The sequence below is a fragment of the Pseudanabaena sp. UWO310 genome, from assembly GCF_006861605.1.
Taxonomy (GTDB): Bacteria; Cyanobacteriota; Cyanobacteriia; order Pseudanabaenales; family Pseudanabaenaceae; genus Pseudanabaena.
In genome coordinates this window covers 1-20,619 of record NZ_SELU01000062.1, presented here as the reverse complement: position 1 = coordinate 20,619, position 20,619 = coordinate 1, and the positions used below count along the sequence as shown (strand labels likewise).

General features: G+C 42.6%; 15 protein-coding genes. 8 read left to right on the top strand and 7 right to left on the bottom strand.

The window, feature by feature from the left end:
• Window positions 1–148 precede the first annotated feature (148 nt).
• The 4 genes from PseudUWO310_RS18060 to PseudUWO310_RS18045 all read left to right on the top strand — a co-directional run bounded on the left by PseudUWO310_RS18060 (window position 149) and on the right by PseudUWO310_RS18045 (window position 4,168).
• Window positions 149–1,651: an AAA family ATPase gene (locus tag PseudUWO310_RS18060; protein WP_142603728.1), complete on the top strand. Its 1,503-nt coding sequence runs from the start codon at window positions 149–151 to the stop codon at window positions 1,649–1,651.
• Window positions 1,652–1,775: 124 nt separating this feature from the next.
• Entirely contained in the window at window positions 1,776–3,017 is a 1,242-nt protein-coding gene (locus PseudUWO310_RS18055) for a hypothetical protein (protein WP_142603726.1), read from the top strand.
• Window positions 2,998–3,609: a hypothetical protein gene (locus PseudUWO310_RS18050; RefSeq protein WP_009625143.1), complete on the top strand. Its 612-nt coding sequence runs from the start codon at window positions 2,998–3,000 to the stop codon at window positions 3,607–3,609. The genes PseudUWO310_RS18055 and PseudUWO310_RS18050 overlap by 20 nt, the downstream gene beginning before the upstream one ends.
• Entirely contained in the window at window positions 3,584–4,168 is a 585-nt protein-coding gene (locus PseudUWO310_RS18045; RefSeq protein WP_223805738.1) for a hypothetical protein, read from the top strand. Before PseudUWO310_RS18050 ends, PseudUWO310_RS18045 begins: the two co-directional genes overlap by 26 nt.
• Window positions 4,169–4,205: 37 nt before the next feature.
• Here the strand turns inward: PseudUWO310_RS18045 and PseudUWO310_RS18040 are convergent, their stop codons facing one another.
• Window positions 4,206–4,730: a hypothetical protein gene (locus tag PseudUWO310_RS18040; protein ID WP_142603722.1), complete on the bottom strand. Its 525-nt coding sequence runs from the start codon at window positions 4,728–4,730 to the stop codon at window positions 4,206–4,208.
• An 89-nt stretch (window positions 4,731–4,819) separates the two neighbouring features.
• On the bottom strand, window positions 4,820–7,348 hold the full coding sequence (locus tag PseudUWO310_RS18035) for an HAD-IC family P-type ATPase (RefSeq protein WP_142603748.1): 2,529 nt from the start codon (window positions 7,346–7,348) through the stop codon (window positions 4,820–4,822).
• A gap of 120 nt (window positions 7,349–7,468) precedes the next feature.
• Between PseudUWO310_RS18035 and thiS the strand changes: the two genes are divergently transcribed.
• The 4 genes from thiS to PseudUWO310_RS18015 all read left to right on the top strand — a co-directional run bounded on the left by thiS (window position 7,469) and on the right by PseudUWO310_RS18015 (window position 15,049).
• Window positions 7,469–7,672 carry a sulfur carrier protein ThiS gene (thiS, locus tag PseudUWO310_RS18030; protein ID WP_142603719.1) on the top strand — a complete coding sequence of 68 codons (204 nt, stop codon included), beginning with the start codon at window positions 7,469–7,471 and terminating at the stop codon, window positions 7,670–7,672.
• A gap of 411 nt (window positions 7,673–8,083) precedes the next feature.
• Entirely contained in the window at window positions 8,084–11,917 is a 3,834-nt protein-coding gene (locus tag PseudUWO310_RS18025; protein WP_142603717.1) for an ATP-binding protein, read from the top strand.
• Between the two features lie 201 nt (window positions 11,918–12,118).
• Window positions 12,119–13,966 (top strand): EAL domain-containing response regulator, encoded by a 1,848-nt coding sequence (locus PseudUWO310_RS18020; RefSeq protein WP_142603715.1) that lies wholly within the window; start codon window positions 12,119–12,121, stop codon window positions 13,964–13,966.
• Window positions 13,967–13,987: 21 nt separating this feature from the next.
• Window positions 13,988–15,049, top strand: a complete 1,062-nt coding sequence (locus PseudUWO310_RS18015; RefSeq protein WP_142603713.1) for a CobW family GTP-binding protein — start codon at window positions 13,988–13,990, stop codon at window positions 15,047–15,049.
• A gap of 171 nt (window positions 15,050–15,220) precedes the next feature.
• Here the strand turns inward: PseudUWO310_RS18015 and psbA are convergent, their stop codons facing one another.
• The 5 genes from psbA to PseudUWO310_RS17990 form a co-directional block, all read right to left on the bottom strand.
• Window positions 15,221–16,303: a photosystem II q(b) protein gene (gene psbA, locus PseudUWO310_RS18010; protein ID WP_009626479.1), complete on the bottom strand. Its 1,083-nt coding sequence runs from the start codon at window positions 16,301–16,303 to the stop codon at window positions 15,221–15,223.
• Between the two features lie 156 nt (window positions 16,304–16,459).
• A complete protein-coding gene (gene murB / locus PseudUWO310_RS18005) occupies window positions 16,460–17,353 on the bottom strand; it encodes a UDP-N-acetylmuramate dehydrogenase (protein ID WP_142603711.1) in 894 nt (297 codons plus the stop codon).
• Window positions 17,354–17,509: 156 nt separating this feature from the next.
• Window positions 17,510–18,928, bottom strand: coding sequence for a UDP-N-acetylmuramate--L-alanine ligase (gene murC / locus PseudUWO310_RS18000; RefSeq protein WP_142603709.1), 1,419 nt, complete (start codon window positions 18,926–18,928; stop codon window positions 17,510–17,512).
• Window positions 18,929–19,054: 126 nt separating this feature from the next.
• Window positions 19,055–19,714 carry a Crp/Fnr family transcriptional regulator gene (locus PseudUWO310_RS17995; RefSeq protein WP_040689455.1) on the bottom strand — a complete coding sequence of 220 codons (660 nt, stop codon included), beginning with the start codon at window positions 19,712–19,714 and terminating at the stop codon, window positions 19,055–19,057.
• Window positions 19,715–19,953: 239 nt separating this feature from the next.
• A complete protein-coding gene (locus PseudUWO310_RS17990) occupies window positions 19,954–20,445 on the bottom strand; it encodes a TerB family tellurite resistance protein (RefSeq protein ID WP_142603707.1) in 492 nt (163 codons plus the stop codon).
• Window positions 20,446–20,619 lie beyond the last annotated feature (174 nt).

Sequence of the window (20,619 nt, the reverse complement as noted above, 5' to 3'; positions counted from 1 at the left end):
CTTTTGGGAATTAAAAACCAAACCCAGAAAGGTTTTGAGATTCCCAAAATGGCTTTGCCATTTTGGGAATTGGTATTACTTAATAGCCATTAACTATTGGCTATTAACCAATTTCCAAATACTAACTCCACCAATTACCAATTCCCCTATGTCCTTACCGCCAATTATCGAGCAAATGCTCGCGCCCGAATTTTACGATCATCCTGTTACTGAGCCGATCCAACTTCTGCAAACGCATATTTCCTTTGTGCTATTGACAGGAGACTATGCCTATAAAGTCAAGAAACCCATGAATTTTGGCTTTCTCGATTTTTCGACCTTGGCAAAGCGCAAATATTTCTGTGAAGAGGAACTCCGCCTCAATCGCCGCCTTGCTCCCAATCTGTATCTCTCGGTTTTGCCCATTGGGGAAACAGATGGAAAGTATCATTTTGATCGCTCTGGCGAGAAAACGGCAGTCGAATATGCGATCGCTATGCCAGAGTTTTCGCAAGAGGATTTGTTAATTGAGATGTTTGCTTCAGGTCGGCTGACGGTCGATCACGTAAAACAAATTGGCGAACAATTGGCGGCTTTTCATCAACAGGCGCTAACTAATGATCATATCAATACTTTTGGCACAGCCGAAGCAGTACGCGCCGTCGCCAATGATAACTATGCTTCTACGGAGAAGTATATCGGGCTAGCTCAAACCGCCGAGTATTTCGAGCAAACTCGCGCCTATACCGAGAAATTCTTTGCCGAAAATGCTGATTTATTTAGCGATCGCATTGCTAAGGGCAAGGTGCGGGAATGTCATGGTGATGTGCATTTAAAAAATATTTGTCTCTATCAAGATAAAATTCAAATTTTTGATTGCATTGAGTTTAACGAACCATTCCGAAATAGTGATGTGCTGTACGATGCTGCCTTCCTATTAATGGATTTGCAATTTCGTGGCAGAAGAGATCTCGCCAATATCTTCCTCAATACCTACCTAGAACGTACTGGCGATTACGAGGGAGCCGTACTGTTACCGCTGCATTGCAGTATGCGTGCCTATGTGCGGGCTAAGGTGACATCATTCTTGCTCGACGACCCCAATATTCCTGCGGATGTGAAAGCGAATGCTCAAACGGAAGCTGCCGCCTATTACAAATTGGCTTGGGAATATACGCAACCCAAACAGGGCAAATTGATCATCATGTCGGGGGTATCTGGCTCTGGCAAAAGTACGACCGCAAGGGCGATCGCTTCTGAGCAAGATGCGATTTATCTGCGATCGGATGCTATCCGCAAGCAAATTGCGGGAATCGATCTGATGGAACGCGGTAGTGATGAGATCTATACGCCAGAGATGACGGCGAAAACCTATGCCAGATTAGCGGAATTAGGTTCCCTATTAGCCAGCAAAGGCTTTACGGTCATTCTCGATGCGAAGTACGATCGCATTAGTTTACGCAGTCAAGCGATCGCTGCCGCGCAAGCTCAAAATATCCCTGTAGAGATTATTTACTGCACTGCACCTGTGGAAGTTTTGCAGCAACGTTTACGCGATCGCGCTGCGGCAAATAATGATATTGCTGATGCCACGGTTGAGCTATTAGCCAGTCAGCAGGCTGCCTTTGAAGACTTCACGGCTGAGGAATTGGTTTTAGTGAAGAAAGTATAGCGATCGCTTAGCTACTCACGATTTATGCTGTAGTTTCTCAGTATAGATCGTGAGCAAATGCATAATTTTCAGTTCATCGATTAATCCGTTAATATATAAACACTAACCTTTCATTAAAAATGTTATGTCCGATCGCCTGAAATTTTTCCGCAGGCTGATGTCAGCTTTTGAAGGTACTTCTAATCCTCAACGCGCTGTCGAGCGAGGATTTTATATCAACTTGCCAAATAATCCTGTAGGAGTTATTACTGGTAAAATTGCTCTCCGACCTTCTTCAGCACATTTGTTATTTGGTGGTATTGGATCGGGTAAAACCACACAATTACTATTAACTCAACAAGCTTTAAATGAGTTGGAAGATATTAAGGCTATTTATATTGATATTAGTCTTTTTACTGATATTTCTGAACTGCAATCTGGTGCTTTAATTGCGATCGCGGGTCTTGAATTAATAAAAACATTGCAAGGCTACAATACCTCTGAAATAAGTGATTCCAAGAGAATATTTGAGAGATTACTATATGGAAATAGTGAAATTGTTACGTACCATCAACCAAGACCAAATCAAAGTATAGGGGGCATAGGTATAGGGGGAATGCTAAATGTGGGAAGCTCTCAAGCATTTACCACTACTGAGAAGCGAGAAAATCGAAGTTCAGTTTTACAAGCTTTTGCCAAGGTAAGCAAGTTCGTTAATGAGAAATCAGTAAAACAGGTTGTATTTCTTTTTGATAGTCTAGATAGACTAAGAGAATCTCAAATGTTTGTAAAACCTGTTCTTGACGATGCAATTGAAATTAATAAATATGGATTTGGGGCAATTATTGTAGGCTCTATTGTAACTCTATACACAGAGAGAGTAAATATTGTAAAAAACACAGAAAATTTCTATTTCTTACCATATTTAGATGTTTTGAAAAATGCTGAAGCTCAACAACTTTTTACAGACATTTTTAAGGTTCGAGATCCTGAAAAGCTTATTAACCAAAGGGCAAGAGAGATGATCATATTTAATTCTGGAGGAGTTTTACGAGATTTGATGTCTCTTACCCAAGCGGCAATTGAGGAAGCTTATATGGACGGCTCGTCTCTAGTTATGGAGCAACATGCAGAGCAAGCAATTATATTTATGCAACGTTCCAAGACAATTGGTTTAACTGATTTGAATATAGATACTCTTATTAAAGTTACAACTGAGAAATCATTTTTCCCTAGAACTTCTGAAGATTTTGAACTAATGCTTACAGGACATATCTTAGAATATGAATATCCTCGCCAGCGTTTTGCTATTCATCCAACTTTAGTTCTATTTATTCAAAATAAAATTAATACGAGAGAATTTACTAATGGATTTGCTAGTGGATAAACTTTCTTCTATAGATGAGTTATTGCAAAAAATTGAATTGCGCCCGCCAGATAGTAATAGTTGGATGGTTCTGGTTGCTGTGCCTGATGACATACAATCAACAATTGATGAGTTACAAGATAGTGTTGAGATTTTTAGCGAATGTGAAGCAGTAACTATTTCAGGAGAATATGGGTCAAGAAATCTAGTTAAATGCATTAAAGAATCACCTCAAGAATACTTCTTACTACATCAATTTGACTCATGGGATAATAACGAATGGGAGATTTTTGATACTTTTAGAACTCAATTAGACAAAAATAAAAATGGTGGCTTAGTTGTACTTTCCGAGCAATCAAGTCGTTTAATGTTTAGTAATGCTCCTCATTTTGTTAGTTTTGTCGGCTCACGAATATATTATTTAGATCAAGATGCAGATATACTTACTTCTGAAGAATGCGAACAACGCTTGTCTGCATTACAAGAATGGTCTGGTCAAACCAATGAAGAGATAATAGCTTTGGCTGAGAATCGTCAACTACCAACCGACCCAGAATATGGGGAATGGCTAATTTTACTCGATCGAGGTGACTTGCTTGAAAGGCAAAAATAGTTGGGAAAAGATCTGTAAAGAAATCCAAGAGCGTTCTTTAAACCAGACACTACTGGAAATAGAAAGCGCAGAGAAATTAAGGAAACAAATTTTTAAATGTTTGAATGATGCCAGCAATGAAAAGATATTAAGTACGAATCTAAGTGAGCTTCATCAGTTGCTGAAGATAAGCAATGGTAAACAAGGATATTACGAAATTACAGGTGGTGGCAAAGATTCTAAACGCAATTTCAAACGAAATCCAGACATTCCACATTTCAAACTTAACAATGGTCGCTGGTTTGATTTTGCTATTACTATCGACGAAACAATTAGACCTGCTCAAATCATAGGATTTGATTTTGAAATAAGATTCCCTAAAAGAGAAGGAGAGATTGTAGCCTCTTTTTTAAGAATTGATCTCAATCTACCAGATCATAGAAATGATGAACGAGATTTACGGTTTCATCTTCATCCCAACAATGGTGACATCATGATTCATAGTCCACCCATGTCACCTCTCGAAATTCTGCATATGTTTTTGTATGGTATGAATATTCGTGAAAAGCCTCGTACATAATGAAATTTGCTAGTGAGCGATCGCAGTTTATATTTATCTAATTTTCTGAATTAGTCGGGTGATAGCGAGAGCGGAAAGCATTGCCGATCGCAGGAGTCAACAAAATAGCAAGAGCGATCGCACTGCCAATAGCTATATAGGGATTTAAAACCATCAATCGCGAGATCGGTTCCTTGGTATCGATACTGAGCGCATCATCAAAAACATTGGGGATTTGTAAAAGCTTAGTTGCTGAAGGCGGTGAAATCCAATGGAAGGAAGCAGCAGTTGCGGGAAACATTACTGAACTGTAGAGACAAATGCTGAGAAACCTAGCCCAAGACTTTAAATTCCATAGTCCGATCGCCAAAAAAATTGGGACTATGCCAAAACCTAAAAAGGCAATTCCTGAAACTACTTGTAAATTAATGGAATTACTATCGACTAGAGGTGTGTCACCTTCTAGAATGCGATAAATATAGAAGTTTAATAGGCGATCAAGGATTAGTACAATGCTCGTGCCGATCATTGTGGTGGCAAGAATAGTAATCGCGACTGGACGTTTGCAAGCTTTAGGTTTCATGTTTTTAGGTTCTCAAAAGATATAGCATTTGCACAATTTTTTAGAAATCGTTGAAATCGTTTTCAAGATAGTTTCCATCTTCTAGCCAACTAAGGCTGACTGAGATAGCGAGGTAAATTCCGCAATAGCTTACTTGAATGCAGCATTCTTAAGAGGTAATAGCTAGAGGTCGGTAAGAAAATTACCATCGTCCAGCCAAATTGATCGGGAATTTCCACTTGAAAGAAAGAAGGAAATATCAACATCAAGGCAACAGATAGACCTACTGCGACGATACCCAGAATTGCAGAATTAGAATTTTTGAAGAGCGTGCGTACTTTCCAGATGGAAATATCCATTAGCGTCCAAAACACCAATAGCACGAAGAAGATGCCAATAAACGTGCTGACGCATTGTGCTTGCCCCTTAGCAATATCTTGGAAAGTATCGGAATTGAGCATGGCAGAGCTGTAGGGAACCTTGAGGAGCGCCCACCCGCTGATGTAGTAGGACAAAACATATCCCGTCGTCATAGCGATCGCGCCAAAAATTCCAGCCATACAGCTATAGCCCAATACATCCCGCAGAAAGTTCTCAAGACGTTTGGGTTTTAACCATCCAAACGAGATCCAAATCGTCGGCAAGCCTACGACTGCCATCGTTAACATAGTCATATGGCGAGGCTCCACAGGAAAGGGAAGTTGCACAAACCCCGCAAAAGCAATGGTCAGAATCACCATAATATTTTTGGTGAGATAGAGCAGGGATGAAGCCAGAATCTTTTGTTTAATCGAATCTCCTGCGGCAAAAGCCTGTGGTAAGGCAGATAGATTGTTATCAAGTAGAACAATATCTGCAACGTCTTTACTAATCTGCGCCCCATCATTCATGGCGATCGCTAGTTGAGCTTCCTTAAATGCGGGTACATCATTGACTCCATCACCGACCATGCCTACATAGCCGCCCCGTTTTACCATGGCGGAAATCAAACGCCGTTTCATATCGGGGGTGATTCTTCCAAAGACTGCCCCAGAGGCCGCCGCTCGACTAAAGGTTTGGTTATCCATAGCCTCTAAGGTCTTTTGGGTAAATACGGCATCATCGGGAACGGCGATTCCTGCTTGGCGGGCGATCGAGGCGACAGTTTCGACGCTATCCCCTGAAATGACCTTCAGCCTGACATTGAGAGCCTGTAACTGGGCAATCGTATCGACTACATCGGGACGCAGGCTGTCCTCCAGCAAAACCAAGCCCCGCTCGCGACGATTTTCGGGTAGTTGGGGATTCTTCTCGGCATCAATGCTGCTTTCACTTGTAACGACAGCGATCGCTCGTAAACCTTGGCGTGCATATTGTTTAGCTTGCTCCTGCATTTCGGCATTGGCAAACAAGATCTCTGGCGCACCGACCATAATAGTTGTGCCAATATCAATGGCGATCGCTCCCCATTTACGACTAGAGCTAAAGGGAATTTCGCTGACGAGTTGAGATGGCGATCGCGGCTTGTCCGTAAATGCTGCCATCGCCTTGGCACTGCTATTTTGAGTTCCCATTAAATTTGTGTAGAGAGCGATTAACTCCCGCAAGGAATCCTCATCCGTATCGCCTAAAGGCACAATTGCCTTGACTAATAGTTTGTTTTGCGTGAGGGTTCCCGTTTTATCAGTACATAAAATTCTCACACTGTTCATCGAATCAACGGCATTGATTTTTTGAATTAACGTACGCCGCTTGCTGATTTCGACCGCGCCGATCGCAAAGGCAACGCTAATGGAGAGAATCAATCCCGCAGGCACAAAACTATTAATAATTACTGAAGCATAGCGAATGATATCTACCATCGATCGCCCTGAATTGAGGCTAGACGATAGATATAAAAAGGCTGCAACAATCAGGACGAGAATGAAAATTTCGACTAACGTATCAATCTTTTTCTGTAATGGTGTAAATACTCGCTTATAAACCCTTGAAGACTGGGATAATTTGACCGCATAGCTTTCATTGCCAATCTTGTCGGCTCGAAATACACAACTTCCCGCCAAGCAGAAGGAACCCGACAGCACAATATCATCGATCTGTTTGGCAACGGGATCGGATTCTCCCGTCAGAAGCGATTCGTCCATTTCTACATTTTGTGAAACCAGTACTGGTCCATCGACGGGAGCGCGATCGCCAGGATTAAGCTCGATGAGATCGTCACGGACTAACTCGCCCACGGGAATCTCCTGCGATTCCCCATTGCGTCTTACCTTGACCTTTTGTACCGATAGCAAAGCCAGCTTATCAAGAGTCAATTTTGCTTGGATTTCCTGCACTACCCCTACCAGAATATTCATAAATACGGAAAATCCTGAAAATAAAGCATCGGTGATCTGTCCGAGTACCATCATCAGCAATAAAATTACGCCAAAGGTAACGTTAAATAGGGTAAAAACGTTTTCCTTGAAGATATCTTGATAGGTTCGGCTGGAACGCAAGACAATGGTATTAATATCACCACGACGCTTGCGATCTCTAACTTCATTGTCACTCAGTCCGATTTCAGGATTAATTTCAGGATTAATTTCAGGATTAACTGTGACATTTAGAGAATCGCTCGGTATTAAGTCTGGCGTATTTGCTGAGTTAGGTTGGGGCATAGACACACAGATGTTATTTTTAGTAAGAAGTATAGCAACCAATCTTTCTAATTTTGTTTTTAGACTTGGTGGTACTGAAAACTTTAGAATCAGTAGGGAAACTTAATCAAAAACGAAAGAATGATTACTGTGCAAGTCAATGGTGATAATCGCATATGCGAGCCAAATCTTACGACGATCGAATTGCTGAAATACTTAGGATTAAATCCGCGTCTGGTTGCTGTGGAATACAATGGTGAAATTTTACATCGCCAACTATGGGAAACGACAATTATCCAAAATAGCGATCGCTTAGAAATTGTCACTATTGTTGGTGGTGGCTAAATATTTAAATAGAGCGATTTAAATATAGCGATTTTCTAAAGATTTAACATTAAACTTAACTCCTTCCTTGTCTGCAAAGTCCGTGGAAGAGTCGGTCATTTAGGTATATTCTTCCCTATAGCTACGGTCACTTGAATGAGGACAAATTAAACCCCAAGAATTGAGTGGCGGCGCGAAGCACCGCCACTCAATTATGTCCTAATACACTTGTTGACAGCTATAAGATTAAGCAGTTTTCAAATCATGAAATTGGTCTATTATTTAAGTATCAAATCTAACTAAAGATAACTTATGAATCCTAATAGGGATCTTAATAAGTTAAGCCAAAGTTAAAAGCCTTTGACCATAAGTTTAATTATAGATTTGACTATAGATTTGACTATAAAGGTTTGCCATTTCATCAGATTAAAAATGACTGAAGATATAGATAGTCAAAAAAAACTGACATTTAGAAGGATTTCGATTCGCTCGCTGATGACTTTTCCTTTTATTTTTCAGATTATTGTAGCCTTGGGGATTGTTGGTTATTTCTCATTTCAAAATTCGCAAAAGATCGTTAATGAGAATAGTAATAAAAGTAGAATAAAATCCATACTATCCCTAAAACATAGTATTTCTGACTATTTACTCCCACCAATGCAAGTTGTGCGGATGAGTGCTAAGGTTCCCACTGATCGTTCTCTTAATACTAAAAACTCTACTGAAATCATTCAAAAATTTAAGATTCTACTCACGGTATTTCCACAAGTACAGGAAATATTTTTAGGTGACAGTGCGGGAGATTTTATTGGTGTCGTAAGTCAAGAAGAGCAGCAGTTAGCCGTCAAAGTCACGGAGAAATTTTCCACTCAAAACTGGTATCGGTTTGATGCTCAAGGCAATTTAGGTGATTTATTTAAAACTGAAAAATCTGACGATCTGCGATCGCATCCTTGGTATCAGCCAGAGCTGGACAATAAACAGGCAGTCTGGAGCGAAGTTTATCCTCTAGACCGTAATAATTTAGGCATTGCGGCCACTCAAGCTATTTTTGACGCTCAAGGCAAGCCTATTTATACGATTAACGCTAGTCTAAATTTGGGAAGAATTAATGAGTTTATCGAGAACAATCGTGTAAGCGCCAAAAGCCAAATTTTCATCGTGGAGCGATCGGGATTTTTGGTAGCTACATCCAGCAAAGAATTGCTATTTACAATCGATCCCCAAGGTAATATCCAAAGACTAAAAGCCGATGCTAGCAAAAACCCTTTTATTCAGACCACGATTATTGAATCGTCTAGACGTTTTGGGGAAATAGGGAATATTCATGACATTGAAAATTTTGATATGGATATCGACCGTAAGTCTAACGGCAAAGTAGAGCGCGAAAGGCAATTTATTGAAATATCTCCCTATCAGGACGAAGCGGGTATCGATTGGTACGTTTTCATCGTTACCCCAGAGTCTGATATTTTGGCACAAAGCCATCAAGATGGGATGACACTCATTGGGCTATATGTCCTTGTGGGGATAGGTTTGAGCGTGCTAGGGATACTAACTATCCGATGGATCGTCAGCCCAATTTTTCGATTGCGCGATGTCAGTGTGGAGATCGCTAAACAAAATTTTTCCCAACCTGCACCTGATACTTGGATTGAGGAAATAGGCATTCTGACCTCAGCCCTTAATCAAATGCAGCATCAAATCCTACAATCTCAAGCTAAGTTGCAGGACTATTCGCGATCGCTCGAACTCAAAGTCGAAGAAAGAACGAGTGAATTGGCGAAGGAAATTAGCGATCGCATTGCCATTCAGAACGAACTGCAAGAAAAGGCGGCGACCTTAAGCCAGCATTATCAAATCCTTAACGATCTTGCCAAGGACGAATCGCTGCGCCAAGGCAATCTGATGGCTAGCGTCCAGAAGCTAACTGAAGTCGTTGCCCAAACCTTACAGGTTGCCCGCAGTAGCGTCTGGTTGGCTACCACAGACCGTATTAGTTGGAGTTGCCTAGATTTGTTCTTGCTCAGTTCAGGAATCCATGCCGTAGAAAGCGATGTGTCATCAAATTCTTTCCCAAAGTACCTTGGCAAGTTACATACCGAATCGGCAGTCTCCGTTGAGGATGCCATTAACGATAATCGCACCTCCGAATTAACTGAGGCATATCTCATGCAATTGGGGATTGCTTCTATCTTAGAGATCCCTCTGAGGCAGAATAACGAGATTGTGGGGATGCTCAGTCTGGAGCATACAGGGCAACCAAGAGCTTGGACTCTCCTAGAGCAGAGTTTTGCGCGATCTATTGGCGATCTAGTGGCGCTGTCGATCGAGTCCTACAGTCGCAAGCTGGTCGAGCAGCAGTTAAAAGATAGTGAAGAGCGTTGGCATCTTGCCTTGGAAGGCAGTAATGATGGGATCTGGGATTGGAATTGCAAAACTAATGAGGTCTTTTTTTCCGCAAGGTACAAATCGATGTTGGGATATGGAGAGGATGAACTTCCCCCCAATATTGACTCTTGGCTTCATCTCATTCATCCCGATGATAGCAATCAGGTTATGACCATTGTTGAGAAGTATTGGGCAAGGGAGATTCCCCAATATATTGCGGAGCATCGAATTCGATGTAAAGACGGTTCCTATCGTTGGATGCTGGCTAGAGGGATCGCTCTTTTCGATCTAGATGGAACGCCTAACCGAATGATTGGCTCGTATACGGATATTACCGAACGCAAACAGTCGGAGATCGATCTGTCTCAAGCCAAAGAAGAAGCCGATTCCGCCAATAAAGCTAAAAGTGAATTTTTAGCAAATATGAGCCACGAACTAAGAACGCCGCTGAATGGCATTCTCGGCTACGTCCAAATTCTGCAACGCGATCGCAATTTAACGCCAAAGCAAATCGAGGGCATCAATGTTATCAAACAATGCAGCAATCATCTCCTAAATTTAATTGCCGATATTCTCGATCTGTCCAAGATTGAGGCTCAAAAAATGGAGCTGCTCGAAACTGACTTTCATTTCCAAAATTTTCTACAGGGGGTGGTTGAGGTCTGTGCAGTGAGATCCATGCAAAAAGGCATTACTTTTACCTACTTGCCCTCAGCGAATTTACCGATCGGGATTTTTGCTGATGATAAGCGACTGCGCCAAGTTTTGCTCAACCTGCTAGGAAATGCAATCAAATTTACTCAAGATGGGGGAGTTACCTTTAAAGTTGATGCGATCGCCTTAAATATTCCTTACACAGAGCTTCAATCCGACAGCAATATCGGTGATCGAGAGCGCCCCAGTTTCTCGATTATGCATCAAATTAGATTCCAGATCGAAGATACGGGTATCGGTATTAGCCCAGAGCAGATAGAGAAAATCTTTTTTCCCTTCGAGCAGGCGGGTGGAGCTTTAGTCAATGCTGAGGGCACTGGTTTGGGATTGGCAATCAGCCAAAAGATTGTCGAAATCATGGGCAGTACCATTCAGGTCAAGAGTGAGAGGGGAAAAGGCAGCATCTTCTGGATCGATTTAAATTTAAAATCAGCAACGGAAATGATTGACTGGGCTCAAGGCAATGAAAATTTCATCCAACGGAAAACGGTGGGATTTGCTGGGGAAAATAGAACAATTCTTGTAGTTGATGATAAATGGGAAAATAGAACCGTATTGGTGAAACTGCTCGAAGAAATCGGGTTTAATATCCTAGAGGCTGCCAATGGTAGAGATGCCATAGAGTTAGCTCTGGCTCAAAGGGTCGATCTGGTGATTACCGATTTAGTCATGCCCGTCATGGATGGCTTTGAGATGATCAGACAATTTCGGCGATCGCCAGATTTACAAAATATCGTGATTATTGTTACTTCTGCCAGTGCCTTTAGCAAAAATGAAGCAGAAAGCTTAGAAACTGGAGGTAATGATTTCTTGTCTAAGCCAATTTGTTTTGATACTTTACTCGCTAAAATTGCCAAGCACCTTAAAATTCAATGGATTTACGAAGAAATCTGCGCTTCTCCCCCTCCTATATCCGCTGAGGAAAACACGCAAGTTTCCAATCACACCGCTATGCTTGCACCACCCCAAGAAGAAATAGAAGTGCTTTGGGAATTAGTAATGCAAGGCAATATTAATATTATTAATGAGCGAGCCAATCAGCTTGAGCAGCAAGATCTTGACCTAGTACCCTTTGCTAAAGAATTACAAAGATTAGCTGGTGAATTTCAGATCAAAAAAATCAAAGAATTGATTAAATTCTATCGAGATAACTCTAGCTAATTAGTAATTAGATATTTGCGATTAGCCCCGATTAGTGAATCCCAACTGTTTAGTAACCGCTTACCAATTTATAGCTATAGTCAGTGATGTTAGGACAAATATCAAACCCAATAGAGAGTTGTGGCGCTTTACGTCGCAACTCTCTATTGGGTTTGATGTCCTGATTTATGAAATCTTTTTAATTTAAGTTAATTTAAGGTCATGATTACAGAAGTTTACCCTAAAAGTAAGATCTTAATAGTTGATGATAATCCGAACAATCTCAAGGTTTTATCTGGGACTTTAGATGATTGTAATTGGGAGGTCTTAGTTGCGATCGATGGGGAAAGTGCGATCGAGCAGGCGATCTACGTGAAACCCGATTTAATATTTTTAGATGTGATGATGCCCATCATGGATGGATTTACAGCTTGTCAAATCCTGAAGAATACTATCGAAACCTGCGACATCCCGATCATTTTTATGACTTCTCTCTCAGATACCTTAGATAAAGTCAAGGGATTTGAGTTAGGTGCTGTGGACTATATCACTAAGCCCTTCGATCGGGATGAAGTTATTGCTAGAGTCAAAACTCATCTGCAAATTAGGAGCTTGACTAAACAAATACAGGAAAAGAATGTTCAATTGGAGAATTTTACGCAAGAATTAGAAAATCGCGTGCGAGATCGTACCGCAGAATTGTCAGAAGCTCTAGCTGATTTGCAAAAAGTACAAATACAGCTATTACAAAGAGAGCAACGCCTTGCCTACGAAGCTTTTCATGATGCGCTGACAGACCTGCCTAATCGAGCTTGGCTGATGCAAAGATTGCAATACTTAACCACCGCAAAATCCCGTTATGCAGTTTTATTTGCCGATCTCGATCGCTTTAAAGTAATTAACGATAGCCTCGGACATTTGGTCGGAGACGAACTGCTCAAACAAGCTACCCACAGGCTGAGATCGATTCTGCGCGATCGCGCCACCGTAGCTAGATTTGGTGGTGATGAATTTGTGATTCTCTTTGAAGATATTGAAAGTATTGATGAAGCCATCGAGCTTGCCGATCGAATTCAATTGGAATTAGAACTTCCTTTTAAACTGGAAGATTACGAATTATTTGTCAGTATCAGTATTGGGATCGCTCTCAGTACCGAGGATTATCTATGGCCTGAAGATATTCTTCGGGATGCGGATATTGCGATGTATCAGGCGAAGCACAAAGGACGAGGTCGATACGATGTCTTTAATCCGCTTACCCGTGAAGCCGCGATCACCAGATTAGAAATGGAAAACGATCTGCGGAGAGCGATCGAGCGCGAAGAGTTTTGTATGTACTATCAGCCGATTTATAGTCTCCAAACCGATCGCATCTGTGGTTTTGAATCCCTCGTCCGCTGGAATCATTCTTCGGGGAAATTGATATCTCCGATTCACTTTATTCCCATTGCCGAGGAAATTGGTTTAATTAATGCTTTGGGTTTGTGGATCTTGAAGCAGTCCCTACACCAAATGAAAATTTGGCATCAACAATTTAGCGATCGCCTTAGCGATCACAGTCTGTGGATGAATGTCAATATCTCACCGATCCAACTCAAACAAACTGATTTTGCTCAAAATGTCCAAAAGGCGTTAGAGGAATCAGGCTTACCGAGTAATTGTCTGAAACTAGAAATTACAGAAAGTTGCCTTTTAGATTTTGCTGATTCGGAAATATCTGTTTTGGAACAATTAAGGAATTTAGATATTAAGCTTTGCATTGATGATTTCGGCACGGGATACTCATCGCTTAGCCGACTGCATGAATTACCTATCCATACCTTGAAAATCGATCGCTCGTTCGTCCAAAAGTTGGCAACCAGTAATAAAAATAGTATGGTATCCACGATTATTAACTTAGCCCACGGACTGAGTATGGATGTTGTGGCTGAAGGAGTGGAAACAGAATCACAAAAGCAAATCTTGCAATCTCTGAATTGCAACTACGGGCAAGGTTACTTCATGTCACTTCCATTAGATTCCAAAGCCGCAACTTCTTTAATTGAGTATAATGATTTGCATTACAGGTAATACAGGTAATTGATATAGGCTATGATCGCAACTGAAAAAATTCCCGCTACCGTCCTCACAGGCTTTCTTGGTGCAGGAAAAACGACATTACTCAATCACATCCTCACCGCAGAGCATGGCAAAAAAGTTGCCGTCATAGTCAATGAGTTCGGCGAAATTGGTATCGATCAACAACTAGTGATCGGCGCTGATGAAGAAATTTTTGAAATGAATAATGGCTGTATTTGCTGCACAGTACGCGGCGATCTCATTCGGATTATTAGTAATCTCATGCGCCGCCGTCATAAGTTCGATCATCTCTTGATCGAAACTACTGGTCTTGCCGATCCTGGTCCTGTGATTCAGACTTTTTTTATGGATGAAGACATTTATCGTCAGGTCGATCTGGATGCGGTGGTGACTGTAGTTGATGCTAAGCATGTCCAGCAGCATTGGGGCGATCGCGAAGTTCTTGAGCAGATTGGCTTTGCTGATGTGATTCTGTTGAATAAAACCGATCTCGTAACTAAGGCTGAACTGGATGAACTGGAAGCGAAAATCAAGCATCTCAACGTTCTGGCAAAGGTTTCGCGCGTGCAACTCAATCAAGACAAGGTTGAAGATAGCGTTAACAAAGTAATTAACGTTGGTGGTTTTGATTTAACCCGTATTCTCGAAAAAAATCCTGAGTTTGTTACTCCTAAAGGAGAAGTATCTCACGATCATGAGCATCACGACCACGAGCATCACGACCACGAGCATCACGACCACAAGCATGATCACGATCATCATCACCATATCCATGATGAAGAGGTTGGCTCTGTGAGTATTGTAGAGACAGGATCCGTAAATCCATACAAATTTCAAGAATGGATTAACGAACTGTTAAAAAACCAAGGTCAAGATATCTTTCGTTCTAAGGGAATTATTAATCTTTCGGGTGCAGAGGAGCGACTGGTATTTCAAGGCGTACATATGCAGTTTGACGCAACTCGCGATCGCCCTTGGAAAAAAGATGAACTTCGGAAAAACCAATTGGTGTTTATCGGCAGACACCTTGAGGCAGATAAACTGCGTAACAGTTTCCGTCTTTGTTTGGTATAGCTTTCGCTATACCAAAGCTCAAAATGGCGTAGCCATTTTGAGCTTTGGTATAAAAGAGGATGACTGCGCTTTGTGCAGCCATCCTCTTTTAAGTTTTTTAGAGAGTAAAAAATCTCCCCATTCGGAGAGCTTTTTTATTCATCTAGATTTGGACTAGAGCATCACTCGGAACTAACCGTTGATAGCAGGAGCAGCCATCGCAACAGGTGCTACATCAACAGCAGCCAAATCGAGAGGGAAGTTGTGAGCATTGCGCTCGTGCATTACTTCCATACCCAAGTTAGCGCGGTTGATTACGTCTGCCCAAGATGGTACTACACGACCTTGGCTGTCAGAAATCGATTGGTTGAAGTTGAAACCGTTCAAGTTGAAAGCCATGGTGCTTACGCCCAATGCGGTGAACCAGATGCCAACTACTGGCCATAGAGCCAAGAAGAAGTGCAAGGAACGGCTGTTGTTGAAAGAAGCGTATTGGAAAATCAAGCGACCGAAGTAACCGTGAGCGGCAACGATGTTGTAGGTTTCTTCTTCTTGTCCAAACTTGTAACCAGCGTTTTGGCTTTCGTTTTCGGTGGTTTCACGAATCAAGCTGGAGGTTACCAAGGAACCGTGCATGGCACTGAACAAGGAACCGCCGAACACACCTGCTACTCCCAACATGTGGAAAGGATGCATCAAGATGTTGTGCTCTGCTTGGAATACGATCATGAAGTTGAAAGTACCAGAGATACCCAAAGGCATACCGTCAGAGAAAGATCCTTGTCCGATTGGGTAGATCAAGAATACTGCGGTTGCGGCGGCTACTGGTGCAGAGTAGGCTACGGCGATCCAAGGACGCATACCGAGGCGGTAGGACAATTCCCATTCACGACCCATGTAGCAGAAAATACCGAGCAAGAAGTGGAAAATTACCAATTGGTAAGGACCACCGTTGTATAGCCATTCATCAAGGCTATCTGCTTCCCAAATGGGGTAAAAGTGCAAGCCAATCGCGTTCGAGGAAGGAACGACTGCGCCAGAAATCATGTTGTTACCGAATAGCAAGGAACCTGCTACTGGTTCACGGATACCGTCAATATCAACTGGAGGTGCTGCGATAAAGGCGATTACGAAGCAAATGGTTGCTGCCAAGAGGCATGGGATCATGATTACGCCGAACCAACCGATGTATAGACGGTTGTTGGTGCTTGTAATCCAGTTACAAAACTGATCCCAGATAGATGCGCTTTCGCGTCTCTGTACTGCTGTTGTCATGATTGCAAATAAACCGTATGGGAATGAATGGGTTATGAAAATTTATAAATAAGCTTGCGCCTATAAAATTAGATTAGTTCAAATATTGAGTAATGTAAATACTTAAATATTAAATCTATCTATAGATAAATGCGATCGCTTGCAACCCCTAAACCTTTAGAAATGACCGATCGTTTTAACTTCGGTTTCCAGCACCACACCGTAGCGATCGCTAATAGTGGTTTTAATATGTTCTATGAGACTGAAAATATCCTTAGCTTTTGCGTTGCCAAGATTGACAATAAAGTTGGCATGGAGCTCTGAGACTTGAGCATTACCGATCCGATAGCCTTTTAACCCAGCATCCTGAATGAGGCGGGCGGCAAATTGCGGCAAAGGATTGCGGAAAACGCTACCGCAGTTAGGTAGGTGGTAGGGCTGGGTTGTATGTCTTGCTTTGAGTTTTGCCTCGGTGTCCGCTGCGATCGCTTCGGGGTTACCGCCGATCTGGAACTTGAAAGTTGCCGCCGTGACTAGTAGCTCGGCATCCTGTAAAGCAGAAGTCCGATAGCTAAAATTTAATGCTTGGGGATAAATTAGCTGAGTTGTGCCAATGAGGCTCAAGGTCTCTGCGGAAACTAGACAATCAGCCGCACATCCACCCTGAGCCCCTGCATTCATGACTACCAATCCACCCACAGTGCCAGGAATGCCCACTGCCCATTCAAACCCAGCCCAGCCATAATTGGCAACTTGGATTGCCAAACGGGCAACGGGCTCACCAGCGGCGGCGGTGACCTGTCCCGATGTGGGGTCGAAGTCAATTCCGCGTAAATGTCGGGTGCAAATTACTAGCCCCTCTATGCCGCGATCGCTAATTAATAGATTGCTCCCCGCTCCAATAATGGTAATGGGAATATGGAGATCGTTAGCCCATGCCAAAGCCTCGGTCAGCTCTAGGGATGACCGAGGCGAGGTAAAGTATTCAGCCGCACCACCCACACGCATCGAAGTTAGGTTTGCAAGGGATACGTGCGAGCGGATTGAGTTGTGGGTTTGAGCGAGGGACATTTGCTTGGGAGTAAAGCTAATTAAGCAGAAAAATGGGGGATTATACCAATTCACGAAAGTGTGACAACACTTTTATGAATTAAACACCAAACCCAGTAAGGTTTTGAGATTCCCAAAATGGCGTTGCCATTTTGGGAATCGGAATTACATCGGGAATTACACTGGGAAATTACTTTTTGGGTTTTGGCTTAATTCTTGCATGGTGGGCGCGATCGCCTGATTGAGATTGCCAGCACCCAGAAACACCGCTAGATCGCCGAACTCCAGATGGTTCACTAAAAATGATTGGACATCTTGGAGGGTTGGTAAATAGTGAATTTGGCTGCCGTTTCGCTCGGCATGGGTAGCCGCGATCGCTTCGGCAACCTGAGAGCCGGTAATTTTGCCATCATTCGGTTCGCTCGCAGCATAGATATCGGTGACGATGACCATATCCGCCTCGGTAAAGGAATGGCTAAATTCTTCGAGAAAGCGGTAGGTGCGGCTATAGCGATGGGGCTGGAAGATCGCCACGACACGACTGCTCGTATTCTGTTGTCTTGCCGAGGCGAGTGTCGCCATAATTTCGCTAGGGTGATGGGCGTAGTCATCGACAAAAGTAATGCCGTTCTGAATGCCTTTAACCTCAAAGCGGCGGCTTGCCCCCACAAAATCGGGAAGGGCTTCCGCGATCGCTTGCCACTCGACTCCAAGATAACGGGCGACAGCGATCGCCGCTAGAGTATTGCTGAGGTTATGTTTGCCTAGTAAACCAATGGAGATGCGCCCTAAAGTCTTGCCACGCTCGATTACTAACGCTTGGGTGTCCGCAGAATTATATTGCACTTCAGCAACCGTATAGTCAGCCGTCGGCTCGCTCAAACTACTCAAACTATAGGTGATATCCGATTGAATATTGGCTTTGACTGTGGGGCAGTCAATACATCCCACCACCACATCACAACGCTTGGCAAAAGTCTGAAAAATTTCTACTACCTGATCGAGATTCTGATAATGGTCGGGATGATCTAGCTCGATATTGGTAATAATGCCAATGTGCGATCGAAACTTAACGAGCGTGCCATCGGACTCATCGGCTTCAGCCACCAAGTATTTACTATTACCTAGACGGGCATTCCCCTCCCATGCACTCACTTCACCGCCAATGATAATGCTGGGGTCAAGCCCTGCCTTGAGCAATAAAAAACCTACTAAACTGCTTGTGGTCGTTTTGCCATGGGTACCTGCTACGGAGATCGCCTGAAACTGCTCGATCAACGCTGCCAGTAAATCGGAACGATGCAAAATTGGTAAATTATTAGCTAAAGCGACTTGAAATTCAGGATTTTGTTGATTGATAGCCGTGGAGCAGACCACCTGAGGTGCATTACTGAGATCAAGATTATCCGCGTGATGCCCTTGGAAAATCTTGATCCCAAGATCCTGTAGCTTTTGAGTGATGCGATTGCTACTAAGATCCGAGCCAGAAACCGTAAAGCCTTGCTTAGCTAAGATATAGGCGATCGCCGACATGCCGATTCCGCCAATGCCTACAAAATGAAACGGTCTACCGCTGAAATCAACTGGATTCAGCATTTATACTTCTTACCCACCAAATAACGAGCCTAATAATAACAGAATATTGTCCTCAATTAGAGATGGTAAGTCCTGCTCACCACCCTTAAAATCAAATCAAGGTAAATCAAACCAGATCAAACCAAATCAAACCATCAAAGCCTCTAAGCCCTCTGGATTGAGAATGCACAAGACATCGCGATCGGGAATGCGTTGGATTAAATTTTTGCGTTCGAGTTTACCAAGCACGCGAGTTACCGTTTCTCTTGCTAAGCCACTAAGACTACTCAGTTCTCGATGGGGCAAATTGGGGATTTCTAAACCCGTACTTCCTTTCGTCCCTTGTCCTTCAGCCAAAAAGAGTAGAACATCGGCAACTCGAGAAGTACTATCAGCTTCCCTTAGGCGTAAGCGACGATTAACTTGACGCAAACGTTTTGCCATCAATCTCGCTAGGTGGATACCTGCGGTTGGCTCGGTTTCAATGAGATGAACAAAATCAGGTGCAGGTAGGCTCCCAATGGTTGTAGGTGTGAGCGTAATTACATCGGTTGAACGGGGAACTTGATCGAGGGGAGCCATTTCACCAAACATTTCACCAAAGCCCAAAATATTTAGGGTTATTTCCTTGCCATCAAGGTTATAGGTGCGAATTTTTGCCCAGCCACTCAAAATAAAGTAAACCGAGTTGCCCCAGTCATTTTCTAGGAGTATTACTTGATCTGCTGGATGGGTGCGCGTGACCATATGAGCCGTAGCTCTCACCACCGCCTCATCAGGCAACCCCATAAAAAATGGGGCAGACATAATTTTTTGCTGAAGATCGGTTCCATCCCGCATAGTGGCTGCTCGTAGCTCTTAAATATTTGCTGTTAAAGATTTGCTGTTAACGATGTAAGTAATCACTTTATATGAGTTTGGGGCGATAGATACCACTAGTAAGCACAATGACTTAGTTATTTCAGTTTGATTAAAAAAAGCTTTTTATCGGATCTGGTCAAGCTAACAAGATTGACCGCATCCAACCTAGGTGTCATTTAGCCTATTTACTTCACATTCCCAAGTAGTTTATGCAGTCTTGAGGCTAAAGCCTTAATCAGCCCATGGGGATAGGATTCTTCGGGAGGTACAATTGAAGCTTCGATGTCAGCAACCACTTCAGAGGGTAGGTCTAAAATTCTTACTAGTCTTTGGTAAGCCGCAGCTTCATCAAGATTGATCATGGGCTCATTAGGATTGCGACGACTAGCTTGAATCACTTGATAACCAAGTCGCAATGTCATCTTCCGATCTTCAATACTTTTGATATGCGGAACCACTTCTTCTAGGGGAATATTTTGCCCTAGATAGTCTTTGAGTCGCGTTTTAAGAGTACTACGCTCGGTGTCATTTTGGGCAAATAAAGTTGCAAATTCATCAAGCATTAGCTTAATTTCATCGGGCTCGAGCTTACCATCAGCCCAAGCCATGGCAGCTACTGCACGAAGAATATCCATTTGACGCGGATTAATTGGAGGGGGAATTTCTTGAAGTGTCATAGGTTTACCCACAAGCCTAGTTTATTGCCAAATTATGCACAAATCATAGGCTAGATCTATTGAAAATAGGCTGCTGTTTATTAATAGTTTATTAATAAACAGCCGGCTATTTTCAATAGATTTGGCCTATGTTTTGTGCATAATTTGGCAATAAACTAGGCTTGTGGGTAAACC

What these genes read in the sequence shown, in the direction of transcription:
- PseudUWO310_RS18055 (WP_142603726.1), top strand. Translation starts at nt 1,776, where the DNA reads ATGTCCGATCGCCTGAAATTTTTCCGCAGGCTGATGTCAGCTTTTGAA.
- PseudUWO310_RS18060 (WP_142603728.1), top strand. Translation starts at nt 149, where the DNA reads ATGTCCTTACCGCCAATTATCGAGCAAATGCTCGCGCCCGAATTTTAC.
- PseudUWO310_RS18025 (WP_142603717.1), top strand. Translation starts at nt 8,084, where the DNA reads ATGACTGAAGATATAGATAGTCAAAAAAAACTGACATTTAGAAGGATT.
- murB (WP_142603711.1), bottom strand. Translation starts at nt 17,353, where the DNA reads ATGTCCCTCGCTCAAACCCACAACTCAATCCGCTCGCACGTATCCCTT.
- PseudUWO310_RS17990 (WP_142603707.1), bottom strand. Translation starts at nt 20,445, where the DNA reads ATGACACTTCAAGAAATTCCCCCTCCAATTAATCCGCGTCAAATGGAT.
- PseudUWO310_RS18020 (WP_142603715.1), top strand. Translation starts at nt 12,119, where the DNA reads ATGATTACAGAAGTTTACCCTAAAAGTAAGATCTTAATAGTTGATGAT.
- PseudUWO310_RS18015 (WP_142603713.1), top strand. Translation starts at nt 13,988, where the DNA reads ATGATCGCAACTGAAAAAATTCCCGCTACCGTCCTCACAGGCTTTCTT.
- PseudUWO310_RS18035 (WP_142603748.1), bottom strand. Translation starts at nt 7,348, where the DNA reads ATGCCCCAACCTAACTCAGCAAATACGCCAGACTTAATACCGAGCGAT.
- psbA (WP_009626479.1), bottom strand. Translation starts at nt 16,303, where the DNA reads ATGACAACAGCAGTACAGAGACGCGAAAGCGCATCTATCTGGGATCAG.
- PseudUWO310_RS18050 (WP_009625143.1), top strand. Translation starts at nt 2,998, where the DNA reads ATGGATTTGCTAGTGGATAAACTTTCTTCTATAGATGAGTTATTGCAA.
- thiS (WP_142603719.1), top strand. Translation starts at nt 7,469, where the DNA reads ATGATTACTGTGCAAGTCAATGGTGATAATCGCATATGCGAGCCAAAT.
- murC (WP_142603709.1), bottom strand. Translation starts at nt 18,928, where the DNA reads ATGCTGAATCCAGTTGATTTCAGCGGTAGACCGTTTCATTTTGTAGGC.
- PseudUWO310_RS17995 (WP_040689455.1), bottom strand. Translation starts at nt 19,714, where the DNA reads ATGTCTGCCCCATTTTTTATGGGGTTGCCTGATGAGGCGGTGGTGAGA.
- PseudUWO310_RS18040 (WP_142603722.1), bottom strand. Translation starts at nt 4,730, where the DNA reads ATGAAACCTAAAGCTTGCAAACGTCCAGTCGCGATTACTATTCTTGCC.